The 24,815-nt window shown below is 56.9% G+C and carries 21 protein-coding genes; 16 read left to right on the forward strand and 5 right to left on the reverse strand.

The genetic code is table 11. From position 1 onward, the window contains the following. Window positions 1-6: 6 nt before the first annotated feature. From leuS to holA, 3 genes are read left to right on the forward strand one after another with little or no spacing between them, the layout of a single operon-like run. The gene (gene leuS / locus R5H23_RS11565) at window positions 7-2,604 is read left to right on the forward strand and encodes a leucine--tRNA ligase (protein ID WP_317215532.1); all 2,598 of its coding nucleotides are present in this window, start codon (window positions 7-9) and stop codon (window positions 2,602-2,604) included. 2 nt (window positions 2,605-2,606) lie between these two features. After that, window positions 2,607-3,263: a hypothetical protein gene (locus R5H23_RS11570; RefSeq protein WP_099213168.1), complete on the forward strand. Its 657-nt coding sequence runs from the start codon at window positions 2,607-2,609 to the stop codon at window positions 3,261-3,263. Then, window positions 3,263-4,264, forward strand: a complete 1,002-nt coding sequence (gene holA, locus R5H23_RS11575) for a DNA polymerase III subunit delta (protein ID WP_211508686.1) — start codon at window positions 3,263-3,265, stop codon at window positions 4,262-4,264. Before R5H23_RS11570 ends, holA begins: the two co-directional genes overlap by 1 nt. 88 nt (window positions 4,265-4,352) lie before the next feature. On the opposite strand, the gene R5H23_RS11580 is transcribed toward holA, so the two are convergent. Beyond that, a complete protein-coding gene (locus tag R5H23_RS11580; RefSeq protein ID WP_408874352.1) occupies window positions 4,353-6,767 on the reverse strand; it encodes a TonB-dependent receptor plug domain-containing protein in 2,415 nt (804 codons plus the stop codon). A 239-nt stretch (window positions 6,768-7,006) separates the two neighbouring features. Here R5H23_RS11580 and R5H23_RS11585 point away from each other — a divergent pair, with 239 nt between their 5' ends. Continuing rightward, the gene (locus tag R5H23_RS11585; protein WP_211511545.1) at window positions 7,007-8,224 is read left to right on the forward strand and encodes an L-dopachrome tautomerase-related protein; all 1,218 of its coding nucleotides are present in this window, start codon (window positions 7,007-7,009) and stop codon (window positions 8,222-8,224) included. Window positions 8,225-8,282: 58 nt separating this feature from the next. Here the strand turns inward: R5H23_RS11585 and R5H23_RS11590 are convergent, their stop codons facing one another. The 4 genes from R5H23_RS11590 to minC all read right to left on the reverse strand — a co-directional run bounded on the left by R5H23_RS11590 (window position 8,283) and on the right by minC (window position 10,722). Next, window positions 8,283-8,645, reverse strand: a complete 363-nt coding sequence (locus tag R5H23_RS11590) for a YidB family protein (protein ID WP_046901159.1) — start codon at window positions 8,643-8,645, stop codon at window positions 8,283-8,285. A gap of 82 nt (window positions 8,646-8,727) precedes the next feature. Beyond that, window positions 8,728-9,012, reverse strand: a complete 285-nt coding sequence (gene minE, locus R5H23_RS11595; RefSeq protein ID WP_046901160.1) for a cell division topological specificity factor MinE — start codon at window positions 9,010-9,012, stop codon at window positions 8,728-8,730. Beyond that, window positions 9,009-9,827 (reverse strand): septum site-determining protein MinD, encoded by an 819-nt coding sequence (gene minD / locus R5H23_RS11600; protein WP_046901161.1) that lies wholly within the window; start codon window positions 9,825-9,827, stop codon window positions 9,009-9,011. Before minD ends, minE begins: the two co-directional genes overlap by 4 nt. Window positions 9,828-9,984: 157 nt before the next feature. Further along, a complete protein-coding gene (gene minC, locus R5H23_RS11605) occupies window positions 9,985-10,722 on the reverse strand; it encodes a septum site-determining protein MinC (RefSeq protein ID WP_317215534.1) in 738 nt (245 codons plus the stop codon). 79 nt (window positions 10,723-10,801) lie between these two features. Here minC and R5H23_RS11610 point away from each other — a divergent pair, with 79 nt between their 5' ends. The 12 genes from R5H23_RS11610 to rplJ all read left to right on the forward strand — a co-directional run bounded on the left by R5H23_RS11610 (window position 10,802) and on the right by rplJ (window position 24,793). After that, the gene (locus R5H23_RS11610) at window positions 10,802-11,470 is read left to right on the forward strand and encodes a glutathione S-transferase family protein (RefSeq protein ID WP_046901163.1); all 669 of its coding nucleotides are present in this window, start codon (window positions 10,802-10,804) and stop codon (window positions 11,468-11,470) included. A 13-nt stretch (window positions 11,471-11,483) separates the two neighbouring features. Then, on the forward strand, window positions 11,484-12,659 hold the full coding sequence (locus R5H23_RS11615) for an aminoacetone oxidase family FAD-binding enzyme (RefSeq protein ID WP_317215535.1): 1,176 nt from the start codon (window positions 11,484-11,486) through the stop codon (window positions 12,657-12,659). A 103-nt stretch (window positions 12,660-12,762) separates the two neighbouring features. Then, a complete protein-coding gene (locus R5H23_RS11620) occupies window positions 12,763-13,008 on the forward strand; it encodes a hypothetical protein (protein ID WP_046902022.1) in 246 nt (81 codons plus the stop codon). Window positions 13,009-13,054: 46 nt separating this feature from the next. Next, complete coding sequence (locus R5H23_RS11625; protein WP_211496672.1) at window positions 13,055-14,281, forward strand: DNA recombination protein RmuC; 1,227 nt, start codon at window positions 13,055-13,057, stop codon at window positions 14,279-14,281. A gap of 47 nt (window positions 14,282-14,328) precedes the next feature. Continuing rightward, window positions 14,329-15,060 carry a response regulator transcription factor gene (locus R5H23_RS11630; RefSeq protein ID WP_086632943.1) on the forward strand — a complete coding sequence of 244 codons (732 nt, stop codon included), beginning with the start codon at window positions 14,329-14,331 and terminating at the stop codon, window positions 15,058-15,060. Further along, on the forward strand, window positions 15,047-16,471 hold the full coding sequence (locus tag R5H23_RS11635) for an ATP-binding protein (protein WP_317215536.1): 1,425 nt from the start codon (window positions 15,047-15,049) through the stop codon (window positions 16,469-16,471). Before R5H23_RS11630 ends, R5H23_RS11635 begins: the two co-directional genes overlap by 14 nt. Window positions 16,472-16,641: 170 nt before the next feature. Continuing rightward, complete coding sequence (locus tag R5H23_RS11640) at window positions 16,642-19,809, forward strand: efflux RND transporter permease subunit (protein ID WP_086632945.1); 3,168 nt, start codon at window positions 16,642-16,644, stop codon at window positions 19,807-19,809. Window positions 19,810-19,868: 59 nt separating this feature from the next. After that, window positions 19,869-21,095, forward strand: a complete 1,227-nt coding sequence (locus R5H23_RS11645) for an efflux RND transporter periplasmic adaptor subunit (protein ID WP_046901168.1) — start codon at window positions 19,869-19,871, stop codon at window positions 21,093-21,095. Beyond that, the gene (locus tag R5H23_RS11650; RefSeq protein ID WP_211501356.1) at window positions 21,095-22,723 is read left to right on the forward strand and encodes an efflux transporter outer membrane subunit; all 1,629 of its coding nucleotides are present in this window, start codon (window positions 21,095-21,097) and stop codon (window positions 22,721-22,723) included. Before R5H23_RS11645 ends, R5H23_RS11650 begins: the two co-directional genes overlap by 1 nt. A gap of 107 nt (window positions 22,724-22,830) precedes the next feature. After that, on the forward strand, window positions 22,831-23,265 hold the full coding sequence (rplK, locus tag R5H23_RS11655; protein ID WP_046901169.1) for a 50S ribosomal protein L11: 435 nt from the start codon (window positions 22,831-22,833) through the stop codon (window positions 23,263-23,265). Between the two features lie 4 nt (window positions 23,266-23,269). Further along, window positions 23,270-23,962: a 50S ribosomal protein L1 gene (rplA, locus tag R5H23_RS11660; protein WP_046901170.1), complete on the forward strand. Its 693-nt coding sequence runs from the start codon at window positions 23,270-23,272 to the stop codon at window positions 23,960-23,962. A 312-nt stretch (window positions 23,963-24,274) separates the two neighbouring features. Next, window positions 24,275-24,793 (forward strand): 50S ribosomal protein L10, encoded by a 519-nt coding sequence (gene rplJ / locus R5H23_RS11665; RefSeq protein ID WP_046901171.1) that lies wholly within the window; start codon window positions 24,275-24,277, stop codon window positions 24,791-24,793. The last annotated feature ends 22 nt before the right edge of the window (window positions 24,794-24,815 follow it).

Genomic DNA, 24,815 nt, shown 5'->3' on the forward strand with positions numbered 1-24,815 from the left:
TTAGACATGAGCGACACGACACATACGGCTTTCGATTTTCAGTCCCGGGAGCCGTTCTGGCAGGCAGAGTGGAAACAGCGGAATGTATTTGCTGTTCCAGATGTGCCTCCGGCTGATCGGCCAAAATATTACGTTCTGGAGATGTTTCCGTACCCCTCCGGCCAACTGCATGTGGGCCATGTGCGGAATTATACGCTTGGAGACGTCGTAGCGCGTTATAAGCGCGCACGAGGGTTTTCGGTGCTTCATCCCATGGGATGGGATGCTTTTGGACTGCCCGCTGAGAATGCAGCGCGGGAACGTAATGTGCATCCTGGCAAGTGGACGATGGAAAACATCGCCACAATGCGCGGCACGCTGCAACGTCTTGGCTTTTCCTTGGACTGGGACCGCGAAATCGCGACCTGTCTTCCGGAATATTATGGCAAGCAGCAGAAACTGTTTCTGGACATGCTCGCCGGTGGTCTGGTTGAGCGTCGGGATTCGTCTGTAAATTGGGACCCGGTCGATGAGACGGTTCTGGCCAATGAGCAGGTTGTCGAGGGACGAGGATGGCGGTCCGGAGCGCTGATTGAGAAGAAAGTTCTTTCTCAGTGGTTCCTGAAAATCACCAAATTTGCTCAGCCGCTGCTCGATACGCTGGGGCAGCTGGATCGCTGGCCGGAACGCGTGCGGACGATGCAGGAGCGCTGGATTGGGCGTTCAGAAGGTGCACGTGTCCGTTTCGCTCTTCATAGCCCGCCGTCGGGCTTCGACATTGATCTTGATGGTATCGAAGTCTTTACGACCCGGCCGGATACGCTGTTCGGATTGAGCTTCGTTGGTATTGCCGCGGATCATCCGCTGGCCGCCAAGGTCGCCCGGACCAATCCTGCTGCGGCTGAATTTATTGAAGAATGCCGTCGTCTTGGAACATCCGAAGAGGTGATTGAGGCTGCTGAAAAGCGTGGCTTCGATACGGGTCTTCGCGTCAGCAATCCTTTGAATCCAGATCAGACGGCGCCTGTCTGGATCGCCAATTTCGTGTTGATGGATTATGGCACGGGGGCAGTGTTTGGATGCCCGTGTGGCGATCAGCGTGATCTTGATTTTGCTCATAAGTATGATCTCGCCGTGCCGCAGGTTCTGCTGCCCGCTGGTGAAGATGCTGAGACATTCCGCGTTGGCCGGAAGGCAGTCTCGGGCGAAGCTACGCTCTACAATTCGGGATTCCTTGACGGTCTGACTGTTGCAGTTGCCAAGAAAACAGTCATCGAGCGTCTTGAAGGCATGGGCGTTGGGCATGGCGTCGTAAACTGGCGTCTGCGGGACTGGGGAATTTCCCGTCAGCGTTACTGGGGCTGCCCGATCCCCATTATTCACTGTGAGAAATGTGGTGCAGTTCCGGTTCCGGATGATCAGCTGCCAGTTGTCCTGCCAGAAGATGTGACATTTGATCGGCCGGGCAACCCGCTGGATCATCATCCGACCTGGAAGCATGTTTCCTGCCCAAGCTGCGGGTCTGCCGCCACGCGTGAGACAGACACGTTCGACACGTTTGTAGACAGTTCCTGGTACTTCGCCCGCTTTACCAGCCCGCATGCGCTGACGCCGACCGTACCGGCTGCGGCTGATGGCTGGCTGCCCGTCGATCAGTATATTGGCGGCATTGAACATGCGATCCTCCATCTGCTCTATGCGCGCTTCTTTACCCGCGCCATGCATGAGACGGGGCACCTGGGTCTGGATGAGCCGTTTGATGGCCTCTTCACTCAGGGCATGGTCACGCACGAAAGCTACAAGGACGGGGCAAACTGGCTCTATCCGGAAGAAGTCGAGCGTAGCGGTGATGTGGTTGTCCGACGTGACACGGGAACGCCCATTCAGGTCGGACGCTCTGAAAAGATGTCCAAGTCCAAGCGCAATACGGTCTCTCCGGTAGAGATTATTGAGCGTTTTGGTGCTGATACGGCGCGGTGGTTTGTTCTGTCTGACAGTCCGCCAGAGCGTGACATGGAGTGGACAGCGTCTGGCGTGGCTGCTGCAGCCCGGTTTGGGCAGCGCCTGCATCGTCTGGTTTCCGCTGTGGCTGCGGCTGATCCGATTGACAGTGCGCATGGCTCGGCTGGAGATGATCTGCGCCGTGCTACGCATCGTGCGATTGCCGCCGTCACAGAAGCTTTGGAAGCGTTCACGCCGAACGTGGCAGTGGCTCGACTGCATGAGTTGACCTCCGCTCTGGCAGAGGCGCAGGGCAAAGAGGGGGCTGGTTTCTCTGCTGCACGACGGGAAGCTGCCTCCGCGCTGTGCCTGCTGTCTGCGCCAATGATGCCGCATCTTGCTGAAGACATGATGGCGGTTCTCGAACCTGGTGGTGAACTCGTTGTGGATCGGGCATGGCCCGAGGCGCAGGATGAGTGGCTTGCAGTTCAGAGCGTCACGATTGGTGTACAGGTGCTTGGAAAGCTGCGTGGAACAATCCAGGTGCCACCAGATGCCCCGAAGGATGAGGTTCTCGCTGCGGCGAAGGCTGAGCCTAATGTTGCCCGGGCCCTTGAGGGCAAACGTCTGGTGAAGGAAATCCACGTTCCCAACCGGATCGTCAATTTTGTGGTAGCAGGCTGATCGTGAAACGTCGCAGTTCCCTGACCCTTTCTGCGTTCCTTCTGCTGGGAGGGTGTGGTTTTACCCCTCTCTATGGCAAGATGGATACGAAAACCGATATTTCGGCCGAACTCGCACAGGTTTACGTCGCGAATATTCCGGGAAGATATGGTCAGGAACTGCGACTGGCCTTGCAAAAAAATCTTGCAGGTGCCGGTCCTGAAAATCCTCAGCATTATATGCTGCGGGTCAATTCCGGGGCCAACAGTGAAGCCATTGATATTCACCAGGACAATACAGCAGGGCGTATCCGTGTTTCTGGTTCAGCGCACTGGCAGTTGTTTACGGTAGAGCAGTCTCCCCAGTTAATCACGCAGGGAGATGCGACAACGCTTGACGGTTATAGCGGCAGTTTCGAGCAGTATTTTGCTCAGACGCTGAATGATGAAACGACCAAGGGGCGTGTTGCGGATACCTTGGCTCAAAGTCTCACACAGCAGCTCGCCGTCTGGTTCCGCTCCCATAACATGCCGTCCAATGCGGCCCCTGTTGATATGCCGAGATATATCAACACAGACAGAATGCCGTCCGATAACGGGTCTGCGACGGATCGCGTTGGCGTGGATGGCTTCCCGGCCTCTGCGACGGGACGTCTCTCTCAGGGCACCACAAGCAATTAATGAAAATTGAGGCCCGTAACATTGGCCGTGCCCTGTCCGATGCCGGAACATGGCGCGCCATTCTTCTACATGGCGAAGACACGGGGCTAATACGGGAAAGAGCGGCTCAGGCCGTTCGGCTCGTTGCAGAGACGCTGGACGATCCATTCCGCGTCTCCCAACTCGATCGCGAGACGCATGATCGTCTTGAGGAAGAGGGCACTGCTCTTTCGTTGATCGGTGGTCGGCGTGTTGTGTGGGTTCGCAGTGGCACAGACGCCCTGACGCCCATGCTGACGCGTGCTCTGGAAGTCTCGACAGACACGTTAATTGTGATTGAGGCACCCGGCCTTACGTCACGATCCACGCTGCGTGCTTTTGCCGAGCGGCACAAAGAAATGGCATCGATTGCCTGTTATCCTGAGGAGGGCCGGGCGTTATCCCAGACGGTGACGGATGCTTTGTCCCAGGCCGCAGTTTCCATTGATCGGGATGCTTTGACCTGGCTTATGGGACGGCTGGGGGCAGATCGAAGCGGTGTTCGCGGTGAGATCGAGAAGCTTGTTCTCTATGCAGGGCCAAACGGTCGGCTTGATCTTGATGCTGTTCAGGACTGCGTGGGTGATGCGGGAGGGAGTTCTCTCGAAGATGCGGTCTTCGCTGCATTGTCCGGCCATCGGGCAGAGGCAGATCAGGATCTGGAGCGCGCTTTGGCCGATGGGGCTAATCCCGTAGCGGTTGCGCGTGCGGTATTAAGCGTGCTGACGCGGCTTCAGAAAGTGGCACTTGCAGTGAAGGCTGGCCAAGGCCGCGCAGAAGCCATGAAAGCGCTCAAGCCGCCAATCTTCTTTAAACGAACAGCTGCTTTTAATCAGGCTCTGGACCGTTGGTCTGTCGCGGCACTGAGCCGGGCTGCGCGCGAAACGCAGGCTTTTGAACTGGCCTGCAAGCAGAGTGGTGCACCTGATCTGGCACTTTGCAGACGTCATATCTCGGCGCTGTGTGGCATCTGGAAAGTCTGAGTTTCCAGCGTCGCATCAAGTGGATGGGTTATCAGTGTTGTAGATATGCAAAACGGCGGAGTTGAGCTCCGCCGTTTTGCGCTCTGGCTTAGAAGCGCGCAGACACATCCAGATAATAATAGCCGCCAGCAATACCGAGCTGGTTGGTGCTCATGTAGTACTTGGGGGCACCAAGATAGCGGTTTTCCTTTGGCACAACGGAGGGGTAAGCAGCGAAGATGTTGTTGCCGCCAATCGTTGCACTCCAGCGGGTGTTGATGTTGTAGGTTACAGACGCATTGGTGGTCCATTTAGGTGCGTTCTGGAACTCACGATAGTTCGTGGTCGAGAACGCGTTCGGGCCAGTATAGTAGGTCAGGTTTGATGTCGTCTGGCCGTAGCGGATTTCATGAATGGCGACGGCCCAAGTGTTGTTGGGGGAGTGCCAGCGACCGCCAAAGATGATCTTGGAGCGCGGATAGGCTGTCGTCAGATAGGCGAGAGTAGGGATGGTCAGTAGGTTTGCACCGCGGGTGGTTGTACCCTGATGGCGCAGGCGCGTCCGGTTCAGGTTGATGGCAACGTCCCAGTCCACATGACCGAAGCGGCCGAACTCGCTTGGGTAAGTTGCATTGATATCCAGGCCCTGTGTGCGGGTCGTGGCGACGTTCGCGAACCAGTAAGCTGACAATTGGCCAGCACCCCAGTTTTCGGAACCTGACGGCAGCGGGAAGCCGTTTGCATAGAGGGCCTTGTACGCCTGTGAACCGTAGATCGTTCCGCCTGGCTGGATACGATCACGGAGATCAATTTGGTAGGCGTCGACCGTGACGTGAAGCTTACGGATCGGTTCAACGATGATGCCGCCTTCGACGCTTGTGGCCTGCTCCGGCTTCATCTGTGAAGCGCCGTTAGCCAATGCACCAGTGGAGTTGGCTGCAATCAGGCCGCGAGCTGCTGTTGGGGAGACGGCAAGCGCGGAGTAATGCTGCTGGGCCAGTGTCGGGGCATGGAAGCCACTGCTGAATGTTCCGCGAACAGCAAATCGCGGGCTGAAATCGTAGCGTGTGGAGACTTTGCCGGTTTTGGCATTTCCAACATCTGTATAGTGCTCGACGCGGCCTGCCAGATCGACCTGCCAGTTCTTCATCAAGTGTGTAGAGATATCGACATATCCAGACGCGACATCACGGGACCAGTTGCCTGCGTTGTAGGTTGTCGTACCGGGAATGCCGTCAGCGCCTGTGCCCGCAATGCTGTCTGCGGAGCCGGTGCCCATGGAATAGGATTCATAGCGATACGCTGCGCCGCCGGCGACGTTGATGCTGTGAGGCCAGAAAGAGAAATTGAACTTCCGGGACAGATCGAAACTGCTCGTCCACTGGGAGTTGTTATACCCCTGCGCATTGTAAAAGTTCGTAGGCGTCCGTCCGTCGGCTTTGTAAACGGCGCTGTTAATCGTGCTGAGAGCATCAAACCGATCGAAGTCACGGCCATACACTGTGGAAAGATCCCAGTGCCAGCCAGCCAGCATACCCTTGAAACCAGCTGTCAGTTCGTAATCGTTTTCTTCCAGTCCCAGGATTGGCGAATAGCCATAAGGGTATTTTGCGGCGTATCCGGGATAGGCGCTCAGGGTCGAGGGCAGGCGATAATTCTGGTAGGATTCCGCATGCCGATGGGCATAGGTAGCACTGGCATAGGCCTGAACAGTCTCGGTGATGTCGTAACCTGCAGTGATGGCGACGCTCTCACGTGTCTGTTCGGGCTGGCTCAGCACCTGGTTGGTATACTGATTGGTACGATTGTCTTTACCGGACCGGAAAGCGTGGTCCTGATGCACGAAATCGCCTCCGATATGCACATAGCCGCGGTTATTCAGATTGAAGCCGCCATCCAGATACACACCCTGCTGGAAGCCATCCCCCTCGCTGGTGATGCCGGTGTTGGAGCGCATGCTCAGTCCGTGGTCCTGCTTCTTGGTGATGATGTTCACCACGCCAGCGATCGCGTCGGAGCCGTACTGGGCTGATGCGCCGTCACGCAGAACTTCGATGTGGTCGATCATCGACATTGGCAGCATGTCGATATCAACCGGGGTTGCGCCCTGAGACGGCCCCGGATCGGCATAAATATTGGCCGTCGTATGACGACGCTTGCCATCCACGAGCACAAGGGTTTCGTTCGGGTTCAGGCCACGCAGGGCGATGGTGTCCGTAAGGGCGCCAGCGTCGAAGCCTGCTGTCGGGACTGTCAGGGACGGCAGCAGGAGGGAGAGCGCATCGCGAAGGGTTGGCTGACCCGTTGACGTGATCTGGCGGCTTGAAACAACATCGATCGGAGAAATCGAATCCCGTGCTTTCTTGCCGAACTCACGCGTTCCCGTGACAATCACCGCCTCAGTGCCGCCGGAGACGTCCTTGGCGTGTGCGGGAGCGGCATTGCGGACTGCCTGGCTCTTGGCTTTTTTGTGATGGGTGTCCGCTGTCGGGACGGCTGCGCATAGTCCTGCAACCGGCATCATGAGGGAGGAGCCAAGAAGTGTGGTACCAAGGAGTCCCAGATGTCGGGAAGAAAAGCGTACAGCCACGATTTAACGATCTCACGAGAGTGTATTGATAATTCGACAATCTGATGTCGTGTATCGTTTTGGTCAACGCAATTTCTTGCAGTTTGATAACATTCCCGAAAATTGTGTCCTGGTGTTGCTTCATTCCCTCAGTTGAGGCGTTGCTCTTTGACTGACCACTTGGAGCTTGAACAGTGAAGCGTCGTCATTTTCTGCGCGCAGCATCGGTTGCGCCCGCCTCTCTCGCTGCATCCTCTCTGGTATCTCAACCCGCCTGGGCTGATGGAAACGAAGACCGGGGAACAGGCCCGTCCGGTGTATTCGAAGTGGTGGCCCGGTTTGATGGACCAGGGCCTTCGGGTGTCGTGGTTCTGCCAGATGGTCGCATTTTCGTTGGTTTTCCGCGTCATGCAGTTGACCATAAGGGTGCGACCCTCGGTGAACTCGTGAAGGGAAGGGTGGTTCCTTATCCTTCGGCCGAGGAAAGTATGCCCGGCAGCCGCGCGGCCGCAGATTGCCTTGTATCCATTCATGGCATGACGCTGGACGCAAAAGGTAGGATCTGGGCGATTGATGATGGCAAAAGAGCCGGTCACCCGCTGGCGCCAGGGGCTGCCAAGATCATTTGTGTCGATCCGCAGACCAACACCATTGTTCACAGGATTATCCTGAAAGCGCCGGCGCTTCTGCCGGACAGTCATATGAATGACCTGCGTGTGTCCTTGTCTCATGGACCCCAAGGCACGGTATTCGTAACGGATTCTTCATTCGGGACGAAGCCGGGACTTGTGGTGGTGGATGTCGCGACAGGGCAGGCGCGTCGTGTCCTGACGCAAAGCAAGGCCATTCTGGCGGAACAGGGCTTTCTGGCAATCGTGGAGGGCGAGCCCCGCCGATATATTCCCGGCAAGCCTCAACTTGTTTCAGGTGGTGTGGATGGTATCGCCATCACAAAGGACGAGCAGCGTCTGTACTTCTCGCCTCTGACAAGTCGCCGTCTTTACAGCTTGCCCGTTGCTCTGCTCGCAGATGTCTCCTCGGATGACGCAACGCTTGAGCCAGCGATCAGGGATGAAGGTGAGAAAGGGGTGGCTGATGGCCTCGATTTCGACCGACATGATCGCCTTTACACGACCAACTACGAACACGACTGTATCTTGCGGCGTGATCCGGATGGCAGTTTCAAGATGATGCTGCGGGACCCGCGCGCTCTTTCGCCGGATGGAATTTTTGCATCCGACAATTATGTCTACTGCACGTTTGGTCAGTGGAACCGGCTGGCGTCTTTCAATGAAGGCAAAGACCGGCGCGTTCCGCCCTATCTGCTGGTCAGGTTCCCGATTGAAGAGCCGGAAGCCTACAATGCCCTGCCCGAGGGGGCACCATCCAAAGCCGGGACACCGGGGGATTAAAAACGAAAAAGCCCTCGACCAGAGGACTGGATCGAGGGCTTTTTCGGGCTTGGAGCCTTCAGGCTGTCTGCTGCGGAGGCAGCTGGTCTTCTGTCGTGTGCTTGTCCACTGCCGCAGGAAGCAGCTGGGCAATAGCCGGAAGAATGGTTGCTGCCGGAAGACCTGTCTTTGCGACAATCATCTGGATCTGCTCGTTCGTCAGCAGGTTGCGGAGTTCATCCGTGGTGATGGGCAGGTTCTCGCCATTACCAATCCAGGAATGGATCTTTTCATCGAGGCCTGCGCTCTTGGCCTGTGCAATGAGCATGTTCAGGCCTTCGCCCTTAAGCATGTCCCCAAAGCTGCCGCCCAGCTTGTCGCCGAGTTGGCCGCCGAGGGCGCCCATGGCCTGATTCACGATGTTACCGAAAAAGCCGCTCATGGCGCATGTTCCGTTTTTGATGCGGCCTGAACGCCGCTAGGAGAAAAAAGGGCCGAGCCAAAATGATCGGCCCGGCTTTAAATCAGGACGCCCGTTTTTTGTTCAGTTCCTGAGGAACTTCGACGTCAATTTCGAGCATTGAACAGCCACTGCCACGGTCGACCTTGATCTTGACCTTGTCCTGATCGACGGCGACGTGGCGTGCGATGACTTCCATGATTTCTTTGTGAAGCTGCTTGATCAGGTCTGACTCGCCTTCTTCACCTGCGCCACGTTCGTGTGCGAGAAGAATCTGGAGGCGATCCCGTGCGACAGCGCTACTGGACGTCTGCTGACGTTTTGCGAAGAGGTTTGCGAGGAAGCTCATGCCGCACCCTTCTTGCCAAGGAGCCAGTCAAAGAAGCCACGCTTCTCGACCGGGACTGAAACTTCAATCTTCTCACCAGCCAGACGACGTGCGGCTTCGAAATAGGCGCGCGCCGGGAGGCTTTCCGGAGAGGACAGGGTGACAGGAGCGCCAACGTTGGACGCCTTCAGAACATCATCGCTTTCCGGAACAATACCAACCAGCGGGATGGATAGGATTTCCAGAACGTCTTCAACGCTCAGCATTTCCTTGCGGGCAGCGCGGATCGGATCATAACGCGTGATGAGAAGATGCTTTTCAATCTTCTCGCCGCGTTCGGCCTTTTCGGTCTTGCTATCCAGCAAGCCGATAATGCGGTCTGAGTCACGTACGGAGCTGACTTCAGGGTTCGTCACGATGACCGCAGCGTCAGCATGGTACATGGCGAGTTGCGCACCGCGTTCAATGCCGGCCGGGCTATCACAGATGACCCAGTCAAACTTCTCGCGAAGTTCTTCCATGACGCGGGCTACGCCTTCTGACGTCAGCGCGTCTTTGTCACGCGTCTGGGATGCCGGAAGAATGGAAAGGGTTTCGCAGCGCTTATCGCGGATCAGGGCCTGGGACAGTCTTGCGTCGCCCTGCACCACGTTGATGAGGTCAAACACAACGCGACGTTCTGCACCCATCACCAGATCAAGGTTACGCAGGCCAACGTCAAAATCCACCACAACGACGTTCTGGCCGCTCTGCGCGAGTGCGGCGCCGAGAGCGGCGGTCGATGTCGTCTTGCCGACGCCACCCTTGCCTGAGGTGACAACCAGAACCTTGGCCATGAATACTCCAAAAACTGCTTCTGTGACGTAATGCCGCCCGTTGTGCGGAACCCGCGCCTGATGCCTTATCCTATGGGATAGTAAAGCCTTACGGCAACACGGGAATAAGGGCTGTTTCGTGGCATGAGGTCACTTTCTTGCAGTTCCCGCCTCCGGATCAGCGCGGAAGAGGCAAAACGCGGACCCGGTCCTCATCCAGAAGGACCTGTGCGGGCTGGCCGAAAATCGCAGCGTCAATGTCTTCCGTAACGGCGTAAAAGCCATCCAGAGCAAGGAGTTCGGCCTCCATTCTGGATGCAAAAATCCGTGCTTCAGACTTGCCGCCGACACCGGCAATCGCGCGGCCACGTAACGAACCGTAAACGTGGATGGAACCTGCTGCAACGATCTCTGCTCCTGATGAAACGGAGCCGATAATGATCACGTCGCCCTGCATGTGCTGGATGCACTGTCCTGAGCGGATGGCACCATCGAGAATCAGCGTTTGCCCGCCTGCGGGCGCCGCGACGGCCGTTGCATCTGCTGCGGCCCCTTGATCGGGAAGTTCCACTTCGCCGGAAGGACGGCCGCCTTCGAAGGAGGCAGGCCAGTCCCACCCCGCGACAGCCGGCCATGAACGATCACCGCCTTCAATGCTGATGATCCGTACGCCACGACTGCGGATGTCTTTCAGGAGGGTTGGTAGGCCCGGTGTTTCTTCCGAGAGAAGTCCGAGGTCGAGAATCACCGGCTTTCCGCTGAAAAGGCCGCCGGAACGGACGACCTGCTGATCTAGGCCGGCCAGCCAGAGATTCAGGGGAGCCTCCGGTGACAGGACCAGAGCCAGAAAAGAGCGGCCGCGGGCACGGATGCGCATCGGGGAGGAGGCGTGAGAAGCGGATGCGGTGTCTGACATCGGAAAATTCGTTGGCCCTGTATGGAAGCAATGACGGAGGCTCTTGTGAGCGCGTAATGGCTGACTTAGAACATGAAGAATGCGTATCCTGCATCACCTTCCACTCTCCCCGCAATGCCGTCTTGTCCGGCTTGTGCTCGGCGAGAAGAGACTGCCCTGTGAACTCGTGATCGAACGAGTGTGGGAACAGCGCGAGGAATTCCTTGCTCTGAACCCTGCTGGTGAGGTTCCGGTTCTTGTTGAAGAGAACGGGCTTGCCGTACCTGGCGCCCGCGTCATCTGCGAATATCTGGATGAAGCCTATCCGGATACACCCCTGCTTGGCCGTACGCTTGCCGAACGTGTCGAAGTCCGTCGATTGATGGACTGGTTTGAGACCCGTTTCGGGCAGGAAGTGACGCGTAACCTGCTGGGCGAAAAAGTTGACAAGCGGTTGTATGGCCGTGGTCACCCGGACGGAAACGTCCTGCGGGCCGGTTACGGCAACATGCGCTTCCATCTGGACTATATCGGCTGGCTGGCAGAAACGCGGTCCTGGCTTGCTGGCCCGTCCATTTCGATGGCTGACTTCGCTGCTGCTGCGCATCTCTCGGCGCTGGACTTTATTGGGGATGTGAACTGGGCAAAAGCGCCGGCCGCCAAGGACTGGTATGCTCGGGTGAAGTCGCGCCCGTGTTTCCGCGGCCTTCTGACTGACCGGATGAGTGGCATTACGCCGCCCGGTCATTATGCGAATCTGGATTTCTGAGCGGGAGCTGTCCGTGACATTTGATGTGGTGGTCCTTGGGGCTGGTGCGGCTGGCCTCATGGCTGCTGCAACAGCGGGACGTGGTGGTGCGCGTGTACTGGTTCTGGATCACGGGTCCGAACCCGGACGCAAGATCCTGATTTCGGGCGGTGGGCGCTGTAACTTTACGCATCTGGAGACGGGGCCAAACTGTTTCCTGTCCCAGAACAAGCATTTTGCGCGCTCGGCGCTGGCACGGTACACGCCGCGTGATTTCGTGAAGTTGGTGGATCGCTATCAGATTGCCTGGCACGAGAAGGCCAAGGGGCAGTTGTTCTGCGATGGGTCTGCCCGTCAGATCGTGGATATGCTGGTGTCTGAATGTCAGGATGCTGGTTGTGAAGCACGGATGGAGACCCGGATTACGGATGTCGAGGCCGATGCGGATGGCTTTGTCGTTCGCACGGCTGCCGGGGATGTTCGAAGCCGTTCTGTGATTTTGGCAACCGGCGGTCTGTCCATTCCCAAACTGGGCGCTACTGACCTTTCCCTTCGGATCGCACGATCCTTCGGTTTGAAAATTGTCCCGACTGCTCCTGCTTTGGTGCCGTTGGTCCTGGATGATGCGGACCCTTCTCTGGCGGGTGTGTCTCTGGATGTCGTCACAACTTGTGGGAAAAAAGGGCCTCGCTTTGCTGACGGGATGGTTTTCACCCATCGTGGGCTGTCAGGCCCGGCCATCCTCCAGATTTCCTCTTATCTTGAGGCAGGCGGCACGGCTCATATTGACCTGATGCCGGGGCGAAACGCGTTGGAGGTTTTGCTGGCGATCAAGAAGGCACGGCCGCGTGCGCTTCCTCCCAGCCTGCTTGAAGCACTTCCTGCGCGTCTGGCGAAAGAGCTGGCTGCCGGGCTTGGAGACGTCATGCTGGCCAATCAGCCGGACAAAAATATCAAAGCGCTCGCAGAACGTCTGTCCCGATGGGAAGTCCGCCCTTCTGGAACGGAAGGGTACGCGAAGGCCGAAGTTATGCGCGGAGGGATCGATACGAGCGGTCTCTCCTCCCAGACAATGGAAGTGCGGGACGTCCCGGGGCTGTATGCGATTGGTGAAGCAGTGGATGTCACGGGATGGCTGGGTGGCCACAATTTCCAGTGGGCGTGGTCCAGCGGTGTTGCTGCAGGGCAGGCTGCCGCTGCCCGCATGTAGACTGCTGCGCCACAGGATTGCCATATCGGCATAGGATGCCCGCAACTGATGAGCGGAAGATCCGTTTTGCGCTCACATGGATTGTTTTGAGAGGGTCATGTTGATGTCTGGTTCTATTCGCCGTTCAGCCCTGCGTGCTGTTGCAGGCCTTTCATTCCTTGGGTTGGGTGCATGCGTCGGAACGGCCGCGCCGGGCCCTGTTAACCCGTCAGCGCCTGTCGCAGGGTATGGCTATACCTGCAAGGCCGGGATCTACACCTGCAAGATGCCAACTCAGGTTCCTTTGGGTACCTCCTGTTCCTGCCCGGGACTGGGCGCAGCAAGCTACGGCAACATCCATCAGCCCTGAGGCTGCCAGGATTGGACTTGAGCTCCTAAGGGGCTAGAACCGCGCCATGCAGGATGGGAGTTCCGGTATGGTGCAGTTCGTTCCATGGATTATTGCAGCAGCGGCGCTCGTGGTGGCTGCCTTGGCGTTGTTGCGTGGTAATAGCAGGGACGTCGCCCGCCTTCTGGACCGTGAAGCCGATGAGCGTGCGCGGGATGCGGACTATCAGCGGGCGCACTTGGCCGAGGTTGAGCGTGTCCTATCTGGTCGGATGGATGCTCTTCGGCTTGAAACCAGTGAAAAACTTGGTGATCTCGCGCGCCGCGTTGGGCAGGATCAGGCTGAAGGGCGCGTTCTGCTCTCCGATGCGTTGCGTGACATGGCACAAAGTCAAAACGAACAGATCGAGCGGATCCGTCTGGCCGTAAATGAACAGTTGCACGGTGCTGTCGAAAAGCAGATGCAAACTAGCTTTCAGCGCGTGGTTGAGCAGTTCAGTGCGATGCAGAAAGCTCTCGGTGAAGTCACAAGCGTGACAGCCCAGATCGGGGACCTCAAGCGTCTGTTCTCGAACGTCAAGACGCGCGGTGGCTGGGGCGAGGCACAGTGCCGGGCTATTCTGGACGATATTCTTCCGGAAGGGAGCTATGACACCAACTTCCGACTGGGAGACAGCGGAGAGTCGGTAGAGTTTGCCATTCGAATGCCTGTGAAAGGGCATGTTGCTCCCCGCTTGGCGATTGACAGCAAATTTCCCACCGAGGCTTACGAGCGGCTTTTGAATGCATCAGAGCTTTCGGATGCATCGGCAGAGAAAGCTGCAAGGCGTGAGCTTGAAACGGCGATCAAATTCGAGGCGCGCAAGATCGCGTCCAAGTATATCCGGCCACCTGTCACGGTTGAATTTGCCGTCCTGTATCTGCCGACGGACGGTCTTTATACCGAAATTGCCCGGATGCCCGGCGTTATTGATGAAATTGGGCGGTTGTATCGGGTGATTGTCATGGGACCGTCATTGCTACCTGCCATGCTGCGTACGGTTCATCTCGGTTATGTGACGCTGGCGTTGGAAGAGCGGACAGAAACCATTGCAAGCCTGCTGGGCGCGACACGGCAGGAAATGCTTCGGATGGATCAGGTTCTTGAACGATTGCAGCGTAATGCCGGTACGATGGGGAACACGATCGAAGAGGCGCGCCGCCGGACCCGTGTTCTTGGGCGTCGCCTGAGATCGCTGGATGGTATTGATAAAACGGATGAGGAGCAGGACGAGATTGATAGCCTGGAAGCTTAAGACTGATTTTAATTGGATGACAGGATATATTCCCGCATGTGACAGTTATGAGCATGATGCCCGTACCTGAGCACGAGGCGGTCTCCCGCCCGATTGAGCCTGTCATTCGTCTCCTGCTGATTGAGGACGATGAAAGTATTGCGTCGGAAGTCTCCGAGGAGCTTAAGACGCGCGGTTATGATGTGACGTGGGTCGATAACGGCATTCTGGGCCTCGAAGCTGCGCAGTCCGGTCAATACGACCTGATGGTCGTTGATCGTATGTTGCCTGAGATGGACGGCCTGAGTGTTATCGAGGCCCTGCGCCGCCAGAAGATCACACTTCCTGTTCTGGTTCTTTCCGCATTGTCCGCAGTTGATGACCGTGTGAATGGCCTGAAGGCGGGCGGTGACGACTACCTTACAAAGCCGTTCGCCATGGAGGAGCTTGCTGCCCGATTGGAGGCTTTGCTGCGTCGCCCCACGGATAGCCGTGTAACGGTTCTGCGTGTTGGTCCGCTTGAAATGGACCTGATTGAGCGCAAGGTGTCTCGCAGTGGCCGGGACGTTGAACTTCTGCCGCGTGAGTTCCGTCTTCTGGAATACATGATGCGTCGCCCGGGCACCGTTCTGACCCGAACGATGCTGCTTGAGGACGTGTGGAACTACCGCTTTGTTCCACAGACCAATCTGGTGGATGTGCATATCGGCAAGTTGCGCAGGAAGATTGATCTTCAGGGTGAAACGCCGCTGATCCATAGCATCCGGGGCGCGGGGTTCAGTCTGCGTGTATCGGACTGACATTTTCCGGACAGCCACGTTCCGGCTGACACTGGCATTCGTGGTGGCGATGATCGGTGGCATCACGATGCAGTTCCTGCTCGTCTATGCCCAGATGAACGGTTACGAAAGTGCTCGTTCCAGCGATCTGCTCCGGCGTGAGGCAGCACTTCTCGTTCAGGAAACGCCTGAGCGTCTGGAAGACGTCGTCCGGGAACGAAGCAAGACGGACCTGCGCGTCATTTTGAATGGCGCTGGCCTGTTCGACCTGAATCACAACCGTATTGTTGGTGACATTCGGCGTTGGCCTGAAGGGCTGGAGGTCTCCAACCGGACGCGTCGGCTCAAAGTCGCGCCGCCGGGGGACACACCCTATGAGATGCGATATCTGGCGATAGAAGTTCCGGGGCCGGGTGGCGGAGCAGGGGATCGGATTCTGGTCCTTGCCCGCTCCATGCATATGGCGGATGAGCTTCGGTACATCATCAAGCGGGCTGCGCTGATCTCACTGGTGCCAATGGTGTTGTTTGCGCTGCTGGCGGGATTGTTTCTCAGTCATCGGGCCTTGGCGCGGGTTAAGGAGATGCGGCAGGCCATTGAGCGGATCATGGCGGGCGATCTGCATGAGCGTTTGCCCGCCGGGCGCGAATGGGATGATATCGAGCGTCTTGCAGGCGCGGTGAACCGGATGCTGGATCGGCTTGAACATCTGCTCGATGAAATTCGGGATGTTGGCAACGATATTGCGCACGATCTTAGGACCCCGCTGGCACGTGTGCGGGCGCGGTTGGAACGAGCGCTCTCCTCGTCAGATGATCCTGTTCACCTCAAGTCCATTATTCTGCGGGCCACGCAGGATCTGGATCAGTGCTTTTCGGTGATTACGGCGCTGCTACGTATCGGTGAAATTGAGAACGGACGCCGGCAGGCTGGTTTCACAACGATGGATCTGTCGGAGTTGGTTGCCGGTATCGCAGATCTCTACGAGCCGATTGCCGAGGCTGGGGGGTTGGCTCTGAGTGTGGAAGGCGCAGATCGCGCAATCCCCCTCTATGGAGATATGGATCTTCTGAACGAGGTTCTGGCAAATCTCGTGGACAACGCCATCAAGTTCACGCCTCCAGGCGGGGATGTTGGGTTGATGGTCGGGCAGGACGAGCAGGGCTGCGCCTGGCTTCGGGTTCATGACACGGGCATCGGGATTGCGGAGGAAGAGCGGGGCGCCGTACTGGGGCGATTCTACCGTTCAGACAAAAGTCGTCACATTCCGGGAAGTGGTCTTGGTTTGAGTCTTGTATCTGCAATTCTGCATTTGCATGGGGCAACGCTGAAAATCAGTGCGTTCCGGCCCAATCAGGAACTGGCAGGATCAGTATTTACGATTCATTTTTCAGGGCGCAGTGGCTCCGATCGTAGTGCCAGTATTACATGACATTTCTGTTTCATGCCTGAATCCGGTCTTTCTTAAATTCAATTTTGCTTGTCGCACTTCCTGTGTCCGGTATGACTTGTCTCAATTTAAAGGGGACGCCCGTTGAGACTGAAAAAGACTGACGTAATCGCGCAGCTCCGATCATCCAGGAACGGGAGCATCGCAGACGCATGAATGCCATCGTCGTAACGGCCCTCAAACGGCCTTATACGTTCGTTGTTCTTTCGATCATGATCCTTATTTTTGGGGTCAGGGCGATTGTTTCGACGCCGACGGACGTTTTTCCTTCAATCAAGATCCCTATTGTTGCGATTGTCTGGTCCTATACTGGGCTCATGCCAGACGACATGTCGGGTCGTATTGTTTATTATTACGAAAGATCGCTAACAGCGACTGTCAGTAATATCGAGCATATTGAGAGCTCGTCTTACTACGGCCGTGGCATCGTCAAGGTTTTCTTCCAGCCCGGAACGAATACTGCGGTTGCGCAAACGCAGATTACGTCTGTTTCCCAGACGGTCATCAAGCAGATGCCGACCGGGGCGACGCCGCCGCTGATCATTGCGCTGGATGCGTCCTCCGTCCCGGTTCTGACGTTACAGGTCAACAATTCGACCATGTCCGGGTCGGAAATCTACAACATGGCGTCCAACCTGATTCGCCCGGCGCTTGTGCCGGTCGCGGGTGCAGCCATTCCGAATCCATATGGTGGTCTTGCGCCGGACATCATGGTCGATATCGACCCGATCAAACTTCAGGCTCATCGTCTTTCACCCGAAGACGTTGCGAATGCGCTGAACCGCCAGAACATTGTTCTGCCAGCTGGTGATCAGAAGGTCGGGTCCATTGACTGGATGGTGAAGACCAACTCGACCCCACTTGATCTCTCGGTCTTCAACAAAATGCCCATCAAGCAGGTGGGGAATTCCGTTATCTATCTGCGAGATGTCGCGTGGGTGCATCGAGGGGGCCCTCCCCAGATCAATGCTGTTCTGGTGAAGGGGCAGCAGGCCGTTCTGATCGTCATCCTGAAAAGTGGTGACGCCTCGACCCTGTCTGTCGTCGCGGGCGTGAAGGCGCTTCTGCCTCAGATCAAGGCTACGTTGCCCGCAGGCACTACTCTGAACGTACTGACGGACGCGTCAGGCTTCGTGAAAGAGTCGGTTTTTGACGTGGTGCGTGAGATGATCACCGCTGCGATTCTGACCAGTTTGACAGTTCTGCTCTTCCTCGGTTCCTGGCGCTCTACCGTCATCGTTGCGACGTCTATTCCGCTGGCCATGCTCTGTTCGTTGATCGGCCTTAGTATTGCGGGGCAGTCGATTAACGTCATGACACTGGGTGGTCTTGCTCTGGCTGTCGGTATTCTCGTGGATGACGCGACCGTCATGATTGAGAATATCGATGCCCATCTTGAGATGGGGAAAGAGCTTGAAGACGCCATCATTGATGCAGCCAATCAGATTGTTATCCCGACATTCGTATCGACAACCTGTATCTGTATCGTCTGGCTACCGCTTTTCGAGCTGACGGGCGTTTCCGGCTGGCTCTTCATGCCAATGGCCGAGGCCATCATCTTCGCGATGATTGCGTCCTTCATTCTTTCACGGACCCTCGTCCCGACAATGGCGAACTGGCTGCTTCCGGCACAGGTGAAGATGCACCGCGATCCGGAGTGGCATCATCGTAAGCCAGGCTTTTTCGGCAGGTTCCAGAGAGGCTTTGAAGCCCGGTTTACGAGCTTCCGCGAGCATTACAAAGGTATCCTGTCTGGCCTGATTGCTATTCGCGGCCGATTTGTTGCCATGTTCCTTCTGGCGGCTGTGGCGTCCATGGCTCTGCTGTTGTTCGTCGGGCAGGATTTCTTCCCGGAAATCAAATCCGGTACGCTTCAGATGCATATGCGCGCACCGGTTGGCACGCGTATTGAAGAGACAGGCAAGATCGCTGGGCTCGCAGAAAAGCGCCTGCGAGAGATCCTTCCGGGTCAGGTCGAGAATGTCGTGAATAACTGTGGCTTGCCGTTCAGTCAGTTGAACCAGGCCATGGTGCCGTCACCGACAACGGGTGCGCAGGATTGTGACATCACGATTCAGCTCAAGAATGATGAAAGCCCTATCCCGGAATACCGTCAGAAAGTCCGTAAGGGTCTGACAGATGCGTTTCCTGGAACAATCTTCACGTTCCAGCCGGGTGACATGACTGCCAAAATCCTGAACTTCGGGCTGCCAGCGCCGATTGACGTTCAGATTTCGGGCCGTGATCTGCAGAACAACTTTGCCTTTGCAACGCATCTGGCCAAGAAGCTGCGTCATATTCCGGGTATCACGGACGTATCCGTTCAGCAGCCGATGACCCAGCCAACGTTGCTGATCAACAACCGTCGAAGCTTTGCACTGGGAACGGGCATTACACAGCGGGACGTTGCGTTGAATGCTCTCGTAACGCTGTCTGGTAGTGCGCAGGTGGGGCAGACCTACTACCTGAATGCTCAGGGGACGTCTCAGCTTATCGATGTGCAGACACCTGCGAACTATCTTCAGACCATGAATGATCTGGAAATTGTTCCAATCGACAAGGGCGACGGCAATCCGACCAACCAGAACCCGCAGATGCTGGGTGCCCTGAGCGAACTGGTTCAGACCGGTACGCCTGCGGAAATTTCACATTACAACATCATGCCGGTCTTCGATATTTACGCAGCTCCAGAGGGGACGGACCTTGGCACCCTGTCGCGCGCAGTGAACCGCGTTGTTGATGGAGAACGTAAAGACCTGCCGCACGGATCAACCCTTGTGGTGCGCGGTCAGGCGGTGACCATGAATGATGCCTATGTGCAGTTGATTGGCGGTCTCGCCCTGTCCATTGTTCTTGTTTACCTGATCATCGTAGTGAATTTTCAGTCCTGGCTTGATCCGTTCGTGATCATCACAGCGTTGCCGGGTGCGCTTGGTGGTATTTCCTGGAGCCTGTTCCTGACCCACACGCCATTGTCTGTGCCTGCATTGACCGGTGCGATCATGTGTATGGGAACGGCTACCGCGAATGCCATTCTTGTCGTCTCGTTTGCACGAGAGCGGCTGGATCACCACGGTGATGTTCTGCTGGCGTCTCTGGAGGCGGGATATGAGCGTATCCGCCCGGTTCTGATGACAGCGCTTGCCATGATGATCGGCATGATTCCGATGTCGATCAGTAATTCTTCGAACGCTCCGCTGGGTAAGGCCGTGATTGGTGGCCTACTCATCGCAACAGTGGCAACGTTGCTGTTCGTTCCCTGTGTCTTTGCCCTAATGCATTACAAGCGGCCTGCTGGGCCTGAAGGAGACCGCGCGTGACCCACCCGACACAACAGGGGCAGACGCCTCAGGGAAACCGACAGGAAAGTGGATCACCCGTGCGGAACAGACTGATTCTTCTTGGTGTCGTGGTGGTTGCCATTGTGCTGGCTGCCTGGGGTATCGTTGAAAGAGGCGTGCACTATCATTCGCTCAGCGGTGTGACTGAAGAAGCAGCCATTCCGCCGGTAACGCTGATTTCTCCGCAGCCTGGGCCGAAAACGCGTCAGGTTGATCTGCCTGCTAATCTGGCTGCCTGGTATGAAGCGCCGATTTACGCTCAGGTCTCCGGCTATGTGAAGATGTGGTACAAGGACTACGGCGCGCATGTGAAGCGTGGCGATGTTCTGGCTGAAATCAATACGCCAAGCATCGATGCCCAGTTCCAGGCGGCCAAGGCGCAATATAACGTCAAACTGGCACGCTATAATCTAGCCGTTATCACGACGCAGCGCTGGACCGCTCTGAAGGGGACGCAGGCTGTTTCCCGGCAGGAAGTGGATGTGCAGGCTGCAAATGCAGCGGCACAGAAAGCTGAGCTGGAAGCTGCCGAGCACGAAGTCGAGCGTTTTCAGGCGCTGGAAGACTTCAAAAAAATTGTCGCTCCATTCGATGGAATCGTGACGTCACGTCTGGTGAACGTCGGTGACTATGTGAATGCAGGGGGTGGAAACGTGAATTCGCGCGGAACAGCCTCAGAGCTGTTTTCGGTGGCAGATGTTCATCGGATGCGCGTTTTCGTCTCTGTTCCGCAGGATTTTGCGAGCGTTATTTCGCCTAAAATTACGGCTGATCTGTCTGTTCCGCAGTATCCAGGGCGCCGCTTCCGCGCCACGTTCCTAGCAACGGCAAACGCGTTCAATGCGTCTACGCGAACTGTGACGACAGAGCTGACGATCGGGAATGAGGACAATCTTCTCTGGCCGAATTCCTACGCAACGGCTCATATCGCTGCTCCCGGAAATCCGGACATTTTGATTCTTCCTGAGGGCGCTATCATTTTCCGGGCCCAGGGAATGCAGGTTGCCAAAGTTATCAACGGACATGTCCATCTGGTCAGCGTGACCGTTGGTATCAATTTTGGGACGACTGTGCAGATCCTGAGTGGTGTGACGAAGGATGACCAGCTTATTGCCAACCCGACCGCTGATCTGCTGGAAGGGGATGAGGTTCGTGTTGTGCCAACGACACCGGGCTATAACATTCCGACCAAGGCTCAGCAGGAAGAGGACCAGAAATCTGTGCGTTCGCATGATGCCAATCCGGATGAGGCTGGATCCCGTTGATGAGATTGACTGATCGCAAGCGCGGATATTTCTCCAGGCCTCGCCGTCATGTGGCGACGGCTTTGGCTGGTGTCCTGTCCATCGGTCTGGCGTCCTGCAATCTGGCGCCAGAGTACCATCCTCAGAAATTCCTCTATCCGGAAGGCTGGGAAGGGAAGGGGGTCATGGGCAACGCCCGTCCTGCGGATGATGCGCTCCGCAGTGACTGGTGGACGATGTTCAAGGACCCGATCCTGAACGAGATGGAAACGCGGATGCTGCAGGTCAATCCGGACCTGCAAGCCGCCGCGGAAGCCTTTACCCAAGCCCGGGACGTTGCGCGAGAGGCGGAGAGCAAGCTCTATCCGCAGCTCACCGGTGCAGCTCATATGAGCTATAACAAGGGCTCGGTCGGGCGGTTGTATAACAATCCGAGAACCAGTTCGTCGCTCGTGTATGAGTCAAATCAGGCTTATAGTGGTGCTGCAACCTGGGAGCCCGATTTCTGGGACTCCATCCGTAACTCAACACGGATGGAGAAAAACCTCGCTCAGGCAACGGCCGCAGAATATGCGTCCGCCAAGCTGAGCCTGGAGGCGGAGCTCGCCAGCGATTATATCGCGTTACGAGGGCTTGATGCCCAGAATGCGGTTTATGAAGACTCAATCCATTACTTTAAGGCCGCAGTAGAAATTACGGAGCTGCGTCAGGCTGGTGCCATTGGTGCTGGGCTTGACGTTTCGCGTGCCCAGAATCAGCTGTTTTCAGCTATGGCTGCTCAGAGCACTCTGGTTGCAGATCGCAGAGTGATGGAAAATGCGATCGCCGTGCTGCTGAATACAGCGCCTGCGGGTTTCCATATTGCGCCAGTTCGCGACGTGAAAATGCGGTTTGGTGTCGTGAAGGTAAATCCGGGCTTCCCGTCGTCCCTGCTGGAGCGGCGTCCGGATATTGCATCAGCTGAACGACATATGGCCGCAGCCTCCCGGGCGATAGGCATATCACGCGCAGCGTTCTATCCGCATATTACGTTGAGCGCGGATGGGGGCTTTGAGGATGGCGGGTTCGATCTTGCCAGTGTCTCCCGGGCATTCTGGAAAATTGCAGTTCAAGCTGTGGAGCCGGCATTTACGGGTGGACTACGGCGTGCGGCATTGCAGCGGGCGTGGTCTCAATATCGGGCTTCGGTTGATGACTATCGCGGCGTTGTCCTGTCTGCGTTTCAGGACGTGGAAAACGGTCTGACCCAGAGCGGGCAATACAAGATTGCTCAGGACCAGCAGCAGAAAGCTGTTGAGGCCGCATTGCGGACGCAGAGCATGACCATGGCGCTCTATACAGGTGGATTGTCGAACTACCTGGATGCTCTCGTAGCGCAGCAGGATGCGCTTCAGGCGCGGCTGGGGCTGGTTCAGACGCAGACGTCACAGATACAGGCGACAGTCCGTCTTGTGCGCTCTCTGGGCGGCGGATGGGATGTCAGTGAGCTTCCAGGTGTAAAGCAGATCGATCCGTTTGGTGCGTTCCAGTATGAAGGATTGCACAAACCGGCACCTGTGGCGGGAATTGATGCCCATGAGTCTGCAGCTGACAACGATCTGAGCGGCGACAAAGGGACGAAAAATGTCGGCGGAGGGTTGACGCACTAGGCTAAACCAGTCTAGGGGACCGCCTCACTTCGAACGCGGGAGGGGGCGGCTGTGTCCGACTCCGTTGTCACCGCGGTTCGGGAACGACAAACAGGGGAGTCCCGGATATGGCCAAAAAAGTTGTTGGCTACATCAAGCTTCAGATCCCGGCTGGTAAAGCCAACCCGTCTCCGCCGGTAGGTCCGGCACTGGGTCAGCGCGGCCTGAACATCATGCAGTTCTGCAAAGAGTTCAACGCGAAGACGCAGCAGCTTGAACCAGGTATGCCGATCCCGGTGGTTATCACCGCGTATGCAGACCGTACGTTCTCCTTCATCACGAAGACCCCGCCGAACACGTACTTCCTTCTGAAGGCCGCCAAGATTTCCAAGGGCAGCCAGACGGTTGGTAAGGCTGCGGCTGTTGGTTCCGTGACGACGTCTCAGCTTCGCGAGATTGCTGAAACGAAGTTCAAGGACATGAACGCCAACGATCTCGATGGCGCCGTGCGTATGCTCGCAGGCTCCGCGAAGTCGATGGGCCTGAACGTGGTGGAGGGCTGATATCATGGCCAAGAACAAGCGTCTGAATGCTGCGCAGGCTACTGTCGAGCGCAACAAGCCATATGCCCTTTCCGAAGCTGTTGCTCTGGTGAAGAGCAACGCCAAGGCAAAGTTCGATGAGACCATCGAAATCTCCCTGAACCTTGGCATTGATCCGCGTCATGCTGATCAGATGGTTCGTGGTCTGATCTCCCTGCCGAACGGCACGGGCAAGACACTTCGCGTTGGCGTGTTCGCACGTGGCGCCAAGGCTGAAGAAGCTTTGGCAGCTGGTGCAGAAGTTGTTGGTGCAGAAGACCTGGCTGAAAAGATCCAGGCTGGCGAGATCGCTTTCGACCGCTGCATTGCAACGCCTGACATGATGGCTCTCGTTGGTCGTCTCGGTAAGGTTCTTGGTCCGCGTGGCCTGATGCCGAACCCGCGTCTCGGCACGGTAACGATGGACGTCAAGGGTGCGATCACGGCTGCCAAGTCCGGTCAGGTTGAGTATCGCGCTGAAAAAGCCGGTATCATCCATGCTGGCGTTGGTAAGGCTTCTTTCGATGAAGCCAAGCTGGTCGAGAACATCAAGGCTCTGGTCGATGCCGTTCAGAAGGCTCGTCCGTCTGGCGCCAAGGGTACCTACATGAAGAAGGCAGCGCTGTCTTCCACGATGGGGCCGGGCGTCCGCGTTGACGTGTCCTCCTTCGAGGCTTGATTGAATTGAGGGCTTTCTGTAGAAAGCCCTCAACAAGGAATGACGCCATGTTTCGGCATGGTGGCGTAGGGGTAATTCGCTCGCGAATTGCTTCCAAACCTGTCCAAGACCGCACGTAGCGCCTCTGGTGCTTTAAATGCTCCTCTCATGGAGCGGCGAGCGTCAGGCGGGGCGCCAGTGTTTCAGTGGCTTTGCCAAGATGCACTGGGTTCGCTCACTTCTGTGGACAGGCGAGCGGGATATTTTCCGGAAACGGGGGTATCCCATGGGTAACTTGGTCCGGATCGTTCCGGACTGACGAGGAGACAGGTTTTGGACCGTACGGAAAAGCGGGCCTTTGTCGAGTTCCTCGCCGATGTGTTCAACAGCACGTCCATGGTTGTCGTCACCCAGAACAAGGGTCTGACGGTTGCTGATGTGACGGAGCTGCGTCGACGCATTCGTGCGGCAGGTGCGACATATAAGGTTGCGAAGAACCGGCTGGCCAGCCGCGCTCTGGATGGGACCCAATTCGACGGCATCGCGCCGCTGCTCAAGGGGCCAACCGCCCTGGCTTGGTCTGAAGACCCGGTTGCAGTTGCAAAGGTGATCGTCGAGTTCGCCAAGACGAATGACAAGCTTGTAGTGCTCGGTGGCTCCCTTGGTTCCCAGACGCTTGACGTCGCTGGAATCAAGACACTTGCCGAGCTGCCGTCTCTGGACGAACTGCGTGCGAAGCTGGTGGGTATGATTCAGACCCCCGCTACGCGTATCGCAGGTGTTGTTCAGGCTCCGGCAGGCCAGCTTGCTCGCGTCTTCGGCGCCTATGCCAAGACCGGCGAAGCCGCCTAAGAGTAGAATCAACGCTGCGGCG

The sequence above is a fragment of the Gluconobacter sp. GP1 genome (assembly GCF_032913585.1).
Lineage (GTDB): Bacteria > Pseudomonadota > Alphaproteobacteria > Acetobacterales > Acetobacteraceae > Gluconobacter > Gluconobacter cerinus.

What these genes read in the sequence shown, in the direction of transcription:
- leuS (WP_317215532.1), top strand. Translation starts at nt 7, where the DNA reads ATGAGCGACACGACACATACGGCTTTCGATTTTCAGTCCCGGGAGCCG.
- holA (WP_211508686.1), top strand. Translation starts at nt 3,263, where the DNA reads ATGAAAATTGAGGCCCGTAACATTGGCCGTGCCCTGTCCGATGCCGGA.
- R5H23_RS11580 (WP_408874352.1), bottom strand. Translation starts at nt 6,767, where the DNA reads ATGATGCCGGTTGCAGGACTATGCGCAGCCGTCCCGACAGCGGACACC.
- R5H23_RS11590 (WP_046901159.1), bottom strand. Translation starts at nt 8,645, where the DNA reads ATGAGCGGCTTTTTCGGTAACATCGTGAATCAGGCCATGGGCGCCCTC.
- minE (WP_046901160.1), bottom strand. Translation starts at nt 9,012, where the DNA reads ATGAGCTTCCTCGCAAACCTCTTCGCAAAACGTCAGCAGACGTCCAGT.
- minD (WP_046901161.1), bottom strand. Translation starts at nt 9,827, where the DNA reads ATGGCCAAGGTTCTGGTTGTCACCTCAGGCAAGGGTGGCGTCGGCAAG.
- minC (WP_317215534.1), bottom strand. Translation starts at nt 10,722, where the DNA reads ATGTCAGACACCGCATCCGCTTCTCACGCCTCCTCCCCGATGCGCATC.
- R5H23_RS11610 (WP_046901163.1), top strand. Translation starts at nt 10,802, where the DNA reads ATGCGTATCCTGCATCACCTTCCACTCTCCCCGCAATGCCGTCTTGTC.
- R5H23_RS11620 (WP_046902022.1), top strand. Translation starts at nt 12,763, where the DNA reads ATGTCTGGTTCTATTCGCCGTTCAGCCCTGCGTGCTGTTGCAGGCCTT.
- R5H23_RS11625 (WP_211496672.1), top strand. Translation starts at nt 13,055, where the DNA reads ATGCAGGATGGGAGTTCCGGTATGGTGCAGTTCGTTCCATGGATTATT.
- R5H23_RS11630 (WP_086632943.1), top strand. Translation starts at nt 14,329, where the DNA reads ATGAGCATGATGCCCGTACCTGAGCACGAGGCGGTCTCCCGCCCGATT.
- R5H23_RS11640 (WP_086632945.1), top strand. Translation starts at nt 16,642, where the DNA reads ATGAATGCCATCGTCGTAACGGCCCTCAAACGGCCTTATACGTTCGTT.
- R5H23_RS11650 (WP_211501356.1), top strand. Translation starts at nt 21,095, where the DNA reads ATGAGATTGACTGATCGCAAGCGCGGATATTTCTCCAGGCCTCGCCGT.
- rplK (WP_046901169.1), top strand. Translation starts at nt 22,831, where the DNA reads ATGGCCAAAAAAGTTGTTGGCTACATCAAGCTTCAGATCCCGGCTGGT.
- rplA (WP_046901170.1), top strand. Translation starts at nt 23,270, where the DNA reads ATGGCCAAGAACAAGCGTCTGAATGCTGCGCAGGCTACTGTCGAGCGC.